This window comes from Nocardia huaxiensis, from assembly GCF_013744875.1.
Lineage (GTDB): Bacteria > Actinomycetota > Actinomycetes > Mycobacteriales > Mycobacteriaceae > Nocardia > Nocardia huaxiensis.
In genome coordinates this window covers 1,183,929-1,198,814 of record NZ_CP059399.1, presented here as the reverse complement: position 1 = coordinate 1,198,814, position 14,886 = coordinate 1,183,929, and the positions used below count along the sequence as shown (strand labels likewise).

The 14,886-nt window shown below is 69.4% G+C and carries 10 protein-coding genes; 4 read left to right on the top strand and 6 right to left on the bottom strand.

All coding sequences use genetic code 11. The annotated features are described in order from the left end of the window. Positions 1-102: 102 nt before the first annotated feature. The 3 genes from H0264_RS05485 to H0264_RS05475 all read right to left on the bottom strand — a co-directional run bounded on the left by H0264_RS05485 (position 103) and on the right by H0264_RS05475 (position 9,555). Positions 103-7,455, bottom strand: coding sequence for a non-ribosomal peptide synthetase (locus tag H0264_RS05485; protein ID WP_181582953.1), 7,353 nt, complete (start codon positions 7,453-7,455; stop codon positions 103-105). Positions 7,456-7,663: 208 nt separating this feature from the next. Beyond that, entirely contained in the window at positions 7,664-8,644 is a 981-nt protein-coding gene (locus H0264_RS05480; RefSeq protein WP_181582952.1) for a helix-turn-helix transcriptional regulator, read from the bottom strand. A 59-nt stretch (positions 8,645-8,703) separates the two neighbouring features. Continuing rightward, positions 8,704-9,555 carry a M23 family metallopeptidase gene (locus H0264_RS05475; RefSeq protein ID WP_181582951.1) on the bottom strand — a complete coding sequence of 284 codons (852 nt, stop codon included), beginning with the start codon at positions 9,553-9,555 and terminating at the stop codon, positions 8,704-8,706. Positions 9,556-9,763: 208 nt separating this feature from the next. On the opposite strand from H0264_RS05475, the gene H0264_RS05470 reads away from it, so the two are divergent. After that, entirely contained in the window at positions 9,764-10,807 is a 1,044-nt protein-coding gene (locus tag H0264_RS05470) for a nitronate monooxygenase (protein ID WP_220139949.1), read from the top strand. Positions 10,808-10,865: 58 nt separating this feature from the next. Then, positions 10,866-11,258 (top strand): SCO5389 family protein, encoded by a 393-nt coding sequence (locus H0264_RS05465; RefSeq protein WP_181582949.1) that lies wholly within the window; start codon positions 10,866-10,868, stop codon positions 11,256-11,258. Positions 11,259-11,301: 43 nt separating this feature from the next. Here the strand turns inward: H0264_RS05465 and H0264_RS05460 are convergent, their stop codons facing one another. Beyond that, a complete protein-coding gene (locus H0264_RS05460; RefSeq protein WP_181582948.1) occupies positions 11,302-12,522 on the bottom strand; it encodes a serine/threonine-protein kinase in 1,221 nt (406 codons plus the stop codon). A gap of 182 nt (positions 12,523-12,704) precedes the next feature. On the opposite strand from H0264_RS05460, the gene H0264_RS05455 reads away from it, so the two are divergent. Continuing rightward, positions 12,705-13,127, top strand: coding sequence for an EF-hand domain-containing protein (locus H0264_RS05455; RefSeq protein WP_181582947.1), 423 nt, complete (start codon positions 12,705-12,707; stop codon positions 13,125-13,127). A gap of 51 nt (positions 13,128-13,178) precedes the next feature. Next, a complete protein-coding gene (locus tag H0264_RS05450; protein ID WP_181582946.1) occupies positions 13,179-13,577 on the top strand; it encodes a DUF4870 domain-containing protein in 399 nt (132 codons plus the stop codon). Positions 13,578-13,589: 12 nt separating this feature from the next. Here the strand turns inward: H0264_RS05450 and H0264_RS05445 are convergent, their stop codons facing one another. Both H0264_RS05445 and H0264_RS05440 read right to left on the bottom strand, forming a co-directional pair. Further along, complete coding sequence (locus H0264_RS05445; RefSeq protein WP_181582945.1) at positions 13,590-14,201, bottom strand: hypothetical protein; 612 nt, start codon at positions 14,199-14,201, stop codon at positions 13,590-13,592. A gap of 149 nt (positions 14,202-14,350) precedes the next feature. Further along, positions 14,351-14,842, bottom strand: a complete 492-nt coding sequence (locus tag H0264_RS05440) for a hypothetical protein (protein WP_181582944.1) — start codon at positions 14,840-14,842, stop codon at positions 14,351-14,353. Positions 14,843-14,886: the final 44 nt, after the last annotated feature.

Sequence of the window (14,886 nt, the reverse complement as noted above, 5' to 3'; positions counted from 1 at the left end):
ACCGGTCCCCGACCACCCGAATCATGAAGCTGTCCTCATCCTGTCCGTTGTTGCTCGTGCCCGCCGCGCACCCCGGAAACCATCGGGTATGCGCAGGCTGTGTTACTCCGTGCTGGTCGTACTGCCCAGGTCGGAAAGCGTGATCACCCGAGCGGACGACACCCATTGCCCGGTGGTTGCGGCGTCGGTGACGACGGCCTGCAGGTCCTCCAGCGGCGCGGGGTCGATCTCGCCGAGACGGGTGTGGTCGGCGAACAGGTGGGTGACCCATTCGTCGGCCAGCGCGCCGGAGAGGTCGCCGCCCGAGGCGTCGGGCAGGGTGGCCGATGCGCCGACCAGGCCGACGGCCACCAATTCGACCAGTGCCAGCGCGGATTCGGCCGCGCCCAGCTGATAGGTGCGGGCTTCGAAGGTGAGCTCCGACCGGTCCAGCACCTGGTCGGCAACCGCCGCGAGCTGGTCGTAGCCGAGGACGGTCGCCCCCGACGCGTAGGCCGGGTCGTCGCCGCGCAGGGCCCGTACGCGGTTGGCGTAGGTCACCGGGCGGGCCGATTCGGCGGTGATCTCGGCGATGACCGCCGGGTCGTCCAGGGCCAGCCAGTCGATGTCGTCGGCCGGGATCGGGCCGACCGTCAGCCCGACCTTCACATCGAGCCCGGCGGCCGGTATGCCGTCGGCGGGCACCAGGGCGGCGCCGGCCTTGAGCACCGCCCAGGCGGCCACGACGGATTCGATGCTGCGGTCCAAGCGCACCGCGACACCGGTGCCCGGACCGCTGCCGCGGCCGATGAGCACGCGCGCCAGGCGCGAGGAGCGGGCGTCGAGGTCCTGGTAGGACAGGGCCTGCTCGCCCCACACCAGGGCCGGGCCGTCCGGATCGTCTTCCACGACCGAGGACAGCACCTGGGTGAGCGCGGTGCCGCGGGTGGCGACGGCGGCGGGTTCGGCGGCGGCCGGGGCGGCCTGCGCCGGAACCGATTCCAGCGCGTCCTCGATCACGATGTCGCGCACCGGAATATGCGGGTCGGCGGCGACGGCGGTGAGGATGCGGCCCAGGCGGTCGCCGAGGCGGTCGATGGTGTCCTCGTCGAAAAGGTCGGTGGCGTAGGAGAATACGACGCCCAGCTCACCGGCCGATCCGTCTTCGGCCTGGCCGGGTTCGATGCCGATCTGCAGGTCGAACTTGGCGGCCGCCAGATCGGCGTCCAGGGCGGCCACGGTCAGACCGGGCAGCTCCAGCACCGGCACCTCGTTGTTCTGCAGCGAAAGCACCACCTGCAGCAGCGGATTCGCGGCGGTGCGACCGGCGGCGGCGGTTTCCACCACGCGCTCGAACGGCACATCGGCATTGGCGAAGGCGGAGAGGTCGGTTTCCTTGGCGCGTTCCACCAGATCGGCGAACGGCGCGGCGGTGTCGACCGTGGTGCGCAGCGTCAGGGTGTTGACGAACATGCCGACCAGATCGTCGAGCGCCCGCTCACCGCGACCCGCGATGGGCGTACCGATGACCACGTCGGCATTGCCGGACGTGCGCGCCAGCAGCACGGCCAGCGCGGCGTGCACCACCATGAACAGCGACGCATTGTGCTGCCGCGCAACGCGATTCAGACCGGCGTGCACCTCGGCGGGCAGCAGGAAGTCCACCGCCGCCCCGCGCAGCGAGGCGAGCGCCGGCCGCGGCCGGTCCAACGGCAGGGTGGGGATGTCGGAGAGTCCGGCGAGCCGTTCCCGCCAGAACGCCAATTGCTGCGCGGCGAGCGAGTTCTCGTCCTCGTCGGAGCCGATGGCCGTGCGCTGCCACACCGCGAAGTCGGCGTACTGCACCGGCAGCGGAGCCCAGCCCGGCACCTCACCCGCGGTGCGGGCGAAGTAGGCGGTCATGACATCGCGCGCCAGCGGGGCCATGGAGGCGCCGTCGGCGGAGATGTGGTGAGCCACCACGATCAGCAGGTAGTCGTCCGGATCGTCACCGGTGAGCAGGTGCATCCGCACGGGAACCTGTGCGGTGACATCGAATCCGGTGGAGATGAGCTCGGCGACGCGCGCCCCGATATCGGCGGGGCGCTCCACCACGAGCCCGTCCGGCAGCGCCTCGCCGACCGACAGGATCTCCTGGTGCGGCGCACCGCCGGGCCCGGATTCGGGGTACCGGGTGCGCAGCACCTCGTGCCGCGCCAGCACGTCCTCGGCGGCCTGGCGCAGCGCGGGCAGATCCAGCTGCCCGGTGAGCCGCACCGCCATGGGGATGTTGTAGGCGGCGGATTCCGGATCGAACTGGTTGAGCACCCACATGCGCTGCTGGGCCAGCGACAGCGGCAGCCGTTCCGGCCGCTGTCCGGCCACCAGCGCCGGGCGCGCACCCTGGCCCGCGCCGGGCACGATGCGTGCGGCGAGCGCGGAAACCGTTGCGGTCTCGAAAAGTTCGCGGACGGAGACGGTGGCGTCGAGGGCCTCGTTGATGCGGGCCACCGCGCGGGTGGCGACCAGGGAGTTGCCGCCCAGGTCGAAGAAGTCGTCGTCCGCGCCGACACGGTCCACGCCGAGCAGGTCGGCGAAGACCTGCGCCACGATCTCCTCGATCGGGGTGGCCGGAGCCCGGAACACCTTCGCCTCGAACACCGGCGCGGGCAGCGCCCTGCGGTCCAGCTTGCCGGAGGCATTGAGCGGGAACTCGTCCAGCACCACCAGCGCGGACGGCACCATGTAGCCGGGCAGGGCCGATGCCAGCTCGGACTTCACTGCGGCGGTGTCGATTACCGCATCCGGCTCGGGCACCACGTACCCGACCAACTGATCACCGGCATGCGCGTCCGCGCGCACCACGACCACCGACTGCGCGATACCCGGCTGCGCCAGCAGCGCGGCCTCGATATCGCCGAGTTCGATGCGCAGGCCGCGCAGCTTCACCTGGAAGTCGGTGCGGCCCAGGTATTCCAGTTCCCCGGCGCTCGTCCACTTCACGAGATCGCCGGTGCGGTACATGCGTTCGCCGGCGCCGAACGGGTCGGCGACGAAGCGGTCGGCGGTCAGGTCGGCGCGGCCGACGTACCCGCGCGCCAGCTGCGCACCCGCCAGGTACAGCTCGCCCGCGACCCCCGGCGCGACCGGGTGCAGGCGCGAATCCAGCACGTACACACGGGTGTTGAACACCGGCGCACCGATCGGCACCGTCACCGTGTCGGTGTCGGCGACCTCGTGATAGGTGACGTCGACGGCGGCTTCGGTGGGCCCGTACAGGTTGTGCACCCGCGCGCCGGTGAGCTCCCGCAGCTTCTGCGCGGTCGGCGCGGGCAGCGCCTCACCGGAGGCGAACACCTGCCGCAGGCGCGGCAGCGCGCCGGCGGCCTCCCCGGCCTCGGCGTGACCGTCCGCCAGCGCGGCGACGAACACCGACAGCATGGACGGCACGAAATGCACTGTGGTCACGCCTTCTTCGGCAATGACCTGGGCGAGATACACCGGATCCCGATGCCCGTCCGGCTTGGCGACCACGAGCCGCGCACCGGTGAGCAAGGGCCAGAAGAACTCCCACACCGACACGTCGAAGGTGGCGGGCGTCTTCTGCAGCACGACGTCGTCGTAGCCGAGCCGGTACTCGGCCTGCATCCACACGAGCCGGTTGACGATGGCCGCGTGGCTGACCGCGACGCCCTTGGGGCGGCCGGTCGACCCGGAGGTGAAGATGACGTAGGCGATGGTGCCCGGCCGGATCGGCTGTGCCCGTTCGGCATCCGCGATCGGCGCGCCGCTCACACCCCGGGTCAGCGCATGCGCCTCGAGATCCTCCACGAACACCGCGGGCACCTCGCCCTCGACGGTGAAGTCGTCGCGACGCGTGGTCAGGATCATGGCCGGCCGCGCGGTATCGACAATGTGGCCGATGCGCTCCTGCGGCTGATCCGGGTCCAGCGGCACGTAGGCCGCACCGGTCTGCAGCACCGCGTACATGGCGACCACGAGCTCGGTGGAACGCCGCAGGGCCAGGGCCACCAGTGATTCCGGCCCGACGCCGGCGGCGATGAGCTGCCGCGCCAGCCGGTTGGCGCGCTCGGCGAGCTCCGCGTAGCTGAGCTGCTCGGATTCGTACACCAGCGCCAGCGCGCCCGGCGTGGCCGCGACCTGTGCGTCGAAGATCGAAACCAGGCTCGGCGCAAGACCTTCCGGCAGTCCGACGGCCGCGTTCACGTCGAAGGCGGTGGCGTTCCAGTCGGTGAGCACCCGCTGCCGGTCGGCGGCGTCGAGCAGGTCGATGTCGCCGACGGCCAGCGCCGGATCGGCGGCCACGGCGTCGAGCACCCGCTGGAAGCCGCGGGCGAAGGACGCGATGGTGGGTTCGTCGAAAAGGTCCAGCGCGTAGGAGAATTCGGCCGCCATGCCGGTGCCGTCGCCGTTCGCGTCGGCGGTCTCCTGCATGGTCAGCTGCAGGTCGAACTTGGCGAAGGGCACCTCGAGGTCCGCGCCGGACACGGTGAGGCCGGGCAGTTCGAGTTCGGTGCGCGCCAGGTTCTGGAAGGCCAGCATGACCTGGAACAGCGGGTTGCGCGCCTGCGAGCGGGCGGGATCGAGCAGATCCACCAGCCGCTCGAACGGCACGTCGGCGTGCCCGAAGGCCCGCACGTCCTGCTCGCGCACCCGCCCCAGCAGTTCGTCGAAGCCGAGGGCCGGATCGATGTCGGTGCGCAGCACGAGCGTGTTCACGAACATGCCGATGACATCGTCGAGGGCCGCGTCGCCACGACCGGCGACGGGCGTGCCCACCGCGATGTCCCGGGTGCCCGACAGCCGCGCCAGCAGCACGGCCAGCGCCGCGTGCACGACCATGAACTGGGTCGTATTGCGGCTCTGCGTGATTCGCCGCAGGGCGGCGTAGGTCTCGTCGGCGAGTTCGAAGCGGTAGGTGCCGCCCCGGTAGCTGGCCACCGGCGGGCGCGGCCGATCCGAGGGCAGCACCAGTTCGTCCGGCAGATCCGCCAGGGTCTCGCGCCAGAACGAGATCTGCTGGGACAGCGCGGATTCCGCATCGTCCTCGCCGCCCAGGGTGGCCCGCTGCCACAGCGTGTAGTCGGCGTACTGCACCGGCAGCGGGGTCCACCGCGGGGCCGATCCGGCGGTGCGCGCCAGGTACGCGGTCATGAGGTCGCGCGCGAGCGGCCCCATGGAGAAGCCGTCACCGGCGATGTGGTGCACCACGCACACCAGCACGTGCTCGCCCTCGGCGATGCGCAGCACCCGCAGGCGGACCGGCGGTGCGACGGTGACATCGAAGCCCCCGACCGCGATCTCGGTGACCCGGGCCGCGATATCGCTCGCGGCGATGTCGTCGATCGAAAGTTGCGGTACCGCACGGTCATCGGTGAGCGGCAGGACCAGCTGGTAGCCCTCGCCGTCGACCTCGGGGTAGATGGTGCGCAGCACCTCGTGCCGCTCCACCAGATCCCGCACCGCGCCGCGCATGGCGTCCAGATCCAGCGCACCGGACAGTCGCACCGCGAGCGGGATGTTGTTGACCGCGCTGGCCGGATCGAACCGGTTGAGGAACCACATGCGCTGCTGCGCGAAGGACAGCGGAATGCGCTCGGGCCGCGGCATGGGTCCGAGCGCGAGGCCGGTGTGCTCGGGCGCGGCCAGCGCGGTGAGCCGTTCGGCCAGCGCCGCCACCGTGGAGGTCTCGAACAGCATGGCCACCGGCACCCGGGTGCCGATCGCGGTGCCGATGCGCGCCACGGCCTGGGTGGCCAGCAGCGAATTGCCGCCGAGCTCGAAGAAATCGTCGTCCGCGCCGACCCGCACGGTCTCGTCACCGGCGGGGGTGAGCAGCGCCGAGAAGGCTTCGGCGATGGCCGTTTCCGCGGGTGTGGAGGGTGCGCGGAATTCGCGGGAGGCGAAGACGGGCGCGGGCAGGCGTTCGCGGTCCAGCTTGCCGACCGGGGTCAGCGGGATCTCGTCCAGCAGCGTGATGGAGGCGGGCACCATGTACGCGGGCAGCGATTCACCGATGAACTGCGCCAATTCGGCCGCGCTGACGGCACTTCCGGGCCGCAGCAGCACATAGGCCGCGAGCGCCGCGCCGGTGGGCACGGTGACGCCGAGGGTGACCGCGTAATCCACATCGGGATGGGCGGTGAAGGCGCTGTCGATCTCGCCGAGCTCGATGCGCAGGCCGCGGATCTTGACCTGGAAGTCGGTGCGGCCGTGATGCTCGAACACCCCGTCCTCGGTGCGTCGCACCAGGTCGCCGGTGCGGTACAGGCGGCTGCCGGGCTGCCCGGTCTCCGCGCCGAAGGGGTTGGCCACGAAGCGTTCCGCGGTGAGCGCGGGCCGATTCAGGTAGCCCTGGGCCAGCGCTGCACCCGACAGGTACAGCTCGCCCACGACGCCGGTGGGCACCGGCCGCAGTCCGGCGTCGAGCACGAACGCGCCGATGCCCGGCAGGGTGGACCCGATGTGCGTGCCGCCGCCGGCGTGCAGCGGCACGGTGCCGGTGGACAGCGCGGTGACCTCGGTCGGACCGTATTCGATGTGGAAGTGGCGGTGCGGCGCGAGCCAGCGGTCCACCAGGGTCGGCGCGACGCGCTCACCACCGCAGACGACGACGCGCAGGTCGTCGAGTCCGGTGGGATCCAGCGATTCCAGCACCGCCGGGGTGATGCACATGTGCGTGACGCGTTCGCGGCGCAGCAGTTCGGTCAGGTCCGGGCCGCCGAAGACGGTGGGCGGCACGACCACCAGCGTCGCGCCCGCGGTGAACGCCCACAGCATCTCGACGATGGAGAAGTCGAAGCTGGGCGTGGTGAGCTGGGTGATGCGTGCGTCCGCGCCGACCTCGCGGGTTTCCTTCCAGGCCGCGAGCCCGGCCAGGCCGGTGTGGCTGATGGCCACGCCCTTGGGCTTGCCGGTGGAACCCGAGGTGTAGATGACGTAGGCGAGGTCCTGCTCGGTGAGCGGCCGCACCCGGTCGGCGTAGGAGATCTGATGCGCCGGGCGCGCGGCGATGCTCGCGGCGCGGGCCGGTTCGTCGAGTTCGATCCACTCCGCACCCGCGCCCAGTCCCGCGCGGTGCTTGGACATGGTGAGGCCGAACTTCGCGCCGGAGTCGGTGAGAATGTGCTCGATGCGGTCGGCCGGATACGCCGGATCGACCGGAATGTAGATGGCCCCGGTCTTCACGATGCCCCACAGGGCCAGCACCGATTCGACGGATCGGCTGATGCCCATGGCCACCGAATCGCCCGGTCCGATGCCCAGGTCGATCAGTTCCCGCGCCAGCCGCGAGGACTGTTCGTCCAGCTCGCGATAGGTGACCTCACGCAGGTCGGCGGGATCGCCCGTCGGATTGAAGCTGACGGCAATGGAATCGGCGGCGGACTCGACCGCGGCGGTGAGAAGCTGCCCGAAAAGAGGGCTGCCGGACCGACGCCGACGTGAACCGCGAGCTGTACGGCGGGCAGTTTCCATTCGAGTGCATTCACCTCTCGGGTCTAGCTGATCCGCTCGCCGAACGCCTTCGGCCAACCCAACCTCGACCGACGTCTTCCCGGATTGGCGGACCGGGCAATCATATCGGTGCGAGCGAGCGCGGTTGACGGCTCGAGCTCAGTGACTATCGCTTACCAGGCACTGACGTTGCACCGATGTGACTTGCGCCACAATCCAATACGCCGGGCTACAACCAGCCGCGCCGGGTAGCCTGTACGCCCGCCTGGAATCTGGTGCTCGCCCCGAGCCGCTCCAGCAGACTGGCGGTGCGGCGCACCACGGTTCGCCGGGACAGGCCCAGCCGCCGCGCGATGGTGTCGTCGGTGGCCCCCATGCTCATGAGGGTGAGAATCGCGCGGTCGCGTTCGTCGAGCGCCTCGGCCGGATTCACCGAAATGGGCGTGGCCATGGACCACAGCGCGTCGAAGGTCTTGACCAGCAGATCCAGGGTGGGCGACGGGCCCACCCGCACGCCCATGGGATCGCCGCGACGCTCGTCGGTGTGCAGTACCAGCACCGCCCGGCGGTCGTCGGCGAGGATCAGCTTCATCGGCGGATCGGGCAGCGTACGCGCCTGTGCGCCTACGGCATTCGTGGCCAGCACGTGCCGCAGTCTTTCTGGGTCCTGGTAGATCGTCTCCTGGTACAGGGTCCGGTAGTCGATCCCCGCCTGGATGCGCGCGGACTTCAGCTCGAACAGCCGCTCCTCGGTGTCCACATCGGACAGGAACGGGCCGCGCTCCACGACCTTCACATTGGAGTGCGCGGTGTGCTGCAGATCCTCGAAATCGGCCAGCAACTGGCGTCTTTCGTAGACGGCGACCACGGCGCCGTCGGCGTCGGTGGTGCGCCGCACCGAACGGAAGGTCTCCCCCAAACGTGCTGCGGCGGACTGCATTCGCAGCATGTCGCGGCTGCGACGCCGAGTTTCGGCCTCCGACAGCGCTTCCGGCGCGTGCGCGTCCCAGCGCACGACGCCATTGGGTTCGGCCAGCCGCACCGCCGCGTCGAGATGACAGAGCGCCTCCAGCGCGGCCTCGGCCACGCGCGGCGGACTCCCGAGTCGTTCCGCGACCTCGAGCGCGGTCGACCGGGGATGTTGCACGAGTACGGCGTATGCGCGGCCGTGCAGCGAAGCGGGGTCGAACAGGTCGTCAAGCGTAGTCACCGCACCCACCGGCGGGCGCCGGTCCGGAAAACGTCCGGGGGCGGGTGCCGGTGAGCGGTCTACTGGTCCGGGCCCCACTGCTGCTGCATGATTACGCCCTTGCTGGCCAGCCATGGCAGCGGATCCATCTTCCCTCCGGCGGCATCCCAGATCTCCAGGTGCAAGTGAGGACCTGTGGAATTGCCGCGATTACCAACTGATGCGATGACGTCACCGGCGTTCACGCGCTGCCCGGCCGACACGTACATGTCGTTCACGTGGCCGTACACCGCGGTGGTGCCATCATCTTGCTGAACCCGGACCCACAGGCCGAAACCGGAGGCCGGACCGGCCTCGATGACCGTGCCGCTCATGACGGAGTGGATGGGCGCGCCGAGGGTGTCGGCGAAGTCGATGCCGTAATGCATTGCGCCCCAGCGGGCGCCGTAGCCCGAGCTGATGACGCCGGCGACGGGGCGCACGGCCTGCTGCGGGGCAATGGTCTGCTGCAGCTGCTTGAGCGCGTTCTCGGCCTGGACCAGCGGCGTGGACAGCTCCGGCGGCAGGTTGGTGAGACCGAAGGGGGCGGGGGCGGCCACATCCGCGACGGGGGCGGCCGCGGCGACCGGCGGCGCGTCCTGGGTGACCTCGGTGGCGGCGATATCGCCGACGCCGCCCTTGAATTTCTGGGCCGCGTTCTTCAGCAGCACCGGTTCATCGGCGGTCTGCTGATCCTCGTGCGAGGGGGCCAGCGGCGAGGCGTGGGCGATAGCGGGAACCAGCTGCGTCACGGCGCCGATGAGAGCGCCCGCGGCGACCGCGGTTCCGGCGGCGACCTTCACGCGGTCGGTGGTGGTCGATTCGGCTCGGTGCCGGGTACTACGAGTCGCGGTGCCTGCACGGCCCGCGCCACAATCACCCAGCAAATCCATTACGGAAACAGAGTTCGCAGTCTCTCGGTGGTGCGGCAAAGCTCGTCCTAGCGTTCGGTGGGGCCGGTAACGATTCGGCATCGCTGTGACGCAAACTGTACTCGCCCGTGACCATTCCGCAACCTTCTTCCGAATAACGCCAGGTAATCCCGGTGAACGGCCGATCACGAAAACGTCATTCGTGATGTGCGGGGGCACACTGGAGGGCGTGCTTCTCGATGAGCTGGGTACTCCGATCGTTTTGGCCCCCATGGCGGGCGGCCCGTCCACACCCGAACTCGCCGCGGCGGTGTCCACCGCGGGCGGACTGGGGTTCATAGCAGCTGGCTATTTGAGCGCGAATGACTTGGCCGTACGCATCAAGAGCACGCGGGAGCTGACGTCCGCGGCGTTCGGCGTCAACCTCTTCGTGCCGTCCGCGCCGACGCCGGTCGATCGCTTCAGCGGATACGTCGAAGACCTGGCGCGCGAATTCCCGGTCGGGGAACCGCGATTCGACAGTGACGACTGGGATGCCAAGCTCGATCTGCTGGTCGCCGAGCCGGTGGCGGTGGTGTCGTGCACCTTCGGCTGCCCGTCCCCCGCCGAGATCGAGCGGCTGCACGCGGCCGGGTCCGAGGTGTGGGTGACGGTGACGTCGGTGGCCGAGGCGCGGGTGGCCGTCGAGGCGGGCGCGGATGTGCTGATCGCCCAGGGCGCGGAGGCGGGCGGGCATCGCGGCAGCTTCACCGATCGGCCCGAGGACGATGTCACCGATCCGCTCGGATTGCTGACGCTGTTGCAATTGCTGCGGGCCGCGGTGGACCGGCCGCTGGTGGCGGCGGGCGGCATCGCCACGGGCGCGGCGGTGGCGGCGGTGCTGCTGGCGGGCGCCGCCGCGGCACAGCTCGGCACCGCGTTCCTGCGCTGCCCCGAGGCCGGCACGCCGGCGCTGCTGCGCGACGGGATCACCCTCGACACTCCGACCATGCTGACCCGGGCTTTCACCGGCCGGCGGGCCCGCGGGCTGCGCAATCGATTCATGCTGGAGCACACCGGCGCTCCGGCCGCCTACCCCGAGATCCATTACGCCACCGGGCCTTTGCGGGCGGCCGCGCGGGCCGACGGAAATGCCGACGCGGTGAATCTCTGGGCAGGTCAAGCACATACGCTCGCACCCGAGCTGCCGGCCGCCGAAATGGTGCGGCAACTTTCAGTGGATGCCAAAGCCGCAGTGCAACGGGCACTTTCGATACGAATCCAGGGTTATTGACAACCTTTGTCGTTTAGACTTGGCGCACACCCTCCCACCACCCACTGAGGAGAGCGCCATGTCACTCGACGTACCCACCGCACTACTGGAACGTGCTGAACGCGGTGAAGTCAGCGACGCCGAGTTCGTCGAATGCGTCCGTAACTCGCTGCCCTACGCCTACGAGGTGGTCAGCCGGGTGGCGGCCGACCTGCATTCCGGCACCGCGGAATTCGCCGACAACGTGATCCCGCCGCCGGACGAAACCGCCCGCGGACAGCTGCTGCGCGCCATGGCGTCCGACGCCATCCGCGGCGGCCTGGAACGCCACTTCGGCGTGAAGCTCGCCTTCCAGAACTGCCACCGCGTAGCGGCCTTCCCGCTCGCCTCCGTAGGCGGCGACACCTACAGCACGTTCATCTCCACCCGCGCCCAGCTGTTGAACCAGAGCCCGGAGCTCCGCAACTGCTGAGACGAACAGGCAACGGCGCGAACGGATTCCGTTCGCGCCGTTGCTATTGCCGATTCTGGTAGCGCTTGATCTCGCGGATGGCGAGATAGACGAAGATCAGAAACGGCGCATGGAACATGAGGTTGGCGGCGATGTTCTCGCCGACCGAACCGAAACCCTTGGTGACCGTCACACCAATTGTGGCGATCGACCAGAGCAGGAAGAACGCGAGCAACAGCCCCAGTACCACCCACCACACGCGACGGCCTATACCGATCGGCGCTCGGCCCGCCACACCGCGCGGTATTCCGCCGGAGTAGTGCGCGGGCATCGGGTGCTGTGCGTACGCGGCGGGGGGCGGAGTCGCGGGGGTCTGCGCGCGGGGCGGTGGGGTCGGTTGCGGCGGAATCCGGCCTCCCGCATCCCATCTGGCCACCGGCAGCGGGACCGGCGGGGTCTGCGGGGGTGAATTCAGGGCTGCTCGTGCGGCTTTCGCCAGGTCGCCGGCGCTGGCGTAGCGGCGAGCGGGATCCTTGGCCATGCCGCGCGCTATGACCGCGTCCAGGGCGGCGGGGACGCCGGATTGCGTGCTGGCGCGAGGCGGTTCGTTGTTGAGGTGGGCGGCGAGCTGCTGTACGGGGTCGGTGACGGTAAAAGGCAGTTTGCCCGTGAGGCATTGGTAGAGCATGCAGGCCAGGGAGTAGACGTCCGAGCGGTGGTTCTGTTCGCTCTCACCGGCTATGCGTTCGGGGGCCATGTAGGCGAAGGTGCCCAGGGCCACGCCCGAGGCGGTGATGGTGGCCTGGCCGCTGCCACGGGCGACGCCGAAGTCGATGAGGTAGGCGTAGCCGTTCTGGAGGGTTAGGACGTTGGAGGGCTTCACGTCCCGGTGTACGAGGCCGGCGGCGTGTGCGGTGTCGAGGGCCTCGCCGACCTGGCCGATGAGGTCGACGGCGCGGGAGGGGGTGAGGGGGCCGAATTTGGCGAGCACCTTGCCGAGGTCGACGCCGTCGACCAGTTCCATGTCGATGAACAGCCGCCCGTCGCGTTCGCCGAAGGTGTGGATGGGCACCACGTGCGGTCCGCGCAGGCGGGCGGCCAGCCGCGCCTCACGTTCGAAGCGTTTGCGATATTCGGCGTCGTCGGCGAGTTCGCCGGGCAGCACCTTGAGTGCCACCTCACGCCCCATGTGAGTGTCCTCGGCCCGCCACACCTGACCCATGCCGCCCTGACCGAGCAGCCTGATCAGCCGATAGTGGCCCAGCCAGCGGTCCTCCCCGGGCACGTGTCCTCCCCTATTCGCGGTGATCGGTGCTCAGCATACGACCCGGGGTGTGACACCGAATTCGACGAACTCACCTACCGCCGCCAACCCCGCGCGTGACCGTCCCCACCGCCTCTTGACCGCACTGCGGTGGTGCGATCGAATTCCCTCGCACCACCGTATTTCCGACCAAGGGGGCCACCATGCCAGCCAACGACCCGGCCGACACCTTCGATCTCTGGGACCGAGACGGCGACGGCCAGATCTCCGCCGAAGACATTCTCCTCGGCATCCGAGCCCTGGGCCTGGAAATCGACGAAGAAGCCGTCTCCCGGCTGGTGGCAGCCGCCGACACCGACGGCGACTTCCTCATCTCCCGAGCCGAATTCGATGCCGCCCGCCTGGGCCGCGACCCCGAAATCACGGACCCGGACGCCGCTTTCGACACCTTCGACACCAACCGCAACGAACTGATCGAACTGAACGAACTCGAATCCCTCCTCCGCACCTGCCCCGCCCTCACCGACGAATCCGCCGAATCGCTCCTCACCGCCGCCGACACCGACTGCGACGGCTATCTCAGCCGAGCCGAATTCGCTGCTCTCCTGGCCCACCTCGCGCGCTGACCATCGAAAGTTGGTATCGGTAGGGGGGCACCCGCGGCCTCTACTTACCGCATGACATCTTCGCAACAGCCCACCAACCGCCCCCAGCCCGCCGGCCTGGACAAGAAGACCAGCGCGATCCTGTCCTACGCGCTGGGATGGGTCACCGGGATCATCTTCCTCTTCGTGGGAAAGCACGATCCTGACGTGAGATTCCATGCCGCACAATCGATTGTCTTCTTCGGGGCGGTCTCGGCGGCCAATATCGCGCTGAGCATCCTCGGCTCGCTCCTGGGCGCGCTGGGGATCATCTTCAGCCTCGCCGGACTCGCCGTCGCGGTTCTCGCGGTCATCGTCTGGATCATGGCCATGCTCCAGGCGAACAACACCGGCGGCGCCCGCGCACCGCTGCCCATCGTCGGAAAGCTCACCACCCGCTACGCCGAACAGCTGGCCGATGCGGTCGGGTAGCGGGACAGTGCGCTAGCAGAAGTCGAGCCACCACCAACCATCAGCCAGTTCCATTGTGGGGCAGACCGGTTCGCCGAACCCGTCGTAGGGTCCCGGCTCGGGCGTTCCGACGAAATGCCCGTAGCCGAGCGCATCGTCGGGGATTCCGATGTAGTCGGGTACGAAGCGGACCGGCTGTCCACCACTGGTACCGATCACCGCCACCTTGCAGTTCGCCGAAACGAAGCACAGGTGGCGCGGCAGCTGGACACCGTAGTAGTCGATTTCGCGATCCGGCGGCAACTCCATCGCTTCCACAGCGGCGAATGCCGGTCGCTCGACCCAAAACCTGGTCCACGCATTGGCTTTCGAGTTCGAAAAGAGCAGGACCGGCCCACCGGCCCCGATCAGGACGAATATCGCGGTTGCCACCAGAGGCCACCGTCGCCCACCCCGGAAAGCCAGCCACAACACCAGCGCGAAGCCGCCCGAGAGCATCACGAACACCGCCAGCAGCAGCGGCAGGGTGAGAATCCAGAACTCCGTGGCTATCCAACCGCGATGGAGCGTCACCCCGAGCGCGACCGCGGCCAGGACCAGGGCACCCAGTGGCGCGGCGGAGAATCGCAGAGCTCTGACAAACATGACAGCAACCTACGACGGTGATGCGCACGGTTTGCGCCGGAATTGTAGGGATTCTGTGAGCGACCGCGAGCCGCCGTCACGGGAGCTCCGATCCGAAGACCAACGGCCCGAGTCTTTCTCGGGCCGTTGGCGTGTCGGCCGGCGGGCGGTCAGTTCCCGCTGAGGAACGGGAGGCCTGCGCCGGAACCGGTTCCGGAGGAGGCGGCCGCGACGACGCAGGTGGTCGGGCCGTAGGTGAAGTTCCAACCGGGGCCGGATTCGGCGGCGTAGAGGCGGTGGGTGCCGGCCGTCTTCGGGGTCCACTGCACGCTGACGGAGGTGCCCGCGCCGTCGGCGACGAAGATCGGGGAGCCGATCGCCGCGCTGGTGCCGTCGGGGCCTACGGCGCTGAACGCCACGGTGGTGTTCGGGTTCAGGATGGCGGCGCTGACGGTGTAGGTCGAATTCACCTGCAGGGTCGTGCCGGACACCGCGGGCTGGTCGGCGGGGATCGAGCCCGAGGAGTAGGTGCAGCCCGAGGCCGGTTGCTCGGCGACGGCCGTCGCCATGGTTCCGCCGACCGTCACCGTCGCCACCGCCACGGCAGCCGCGATTGCGCACTTGACGATCGCGTGCGTCGTCCGTCGTCCCTGTGATCCCACAGAGTCACCCACTATCTACCCCGAGCTTCGGGGCGTCGAAATAT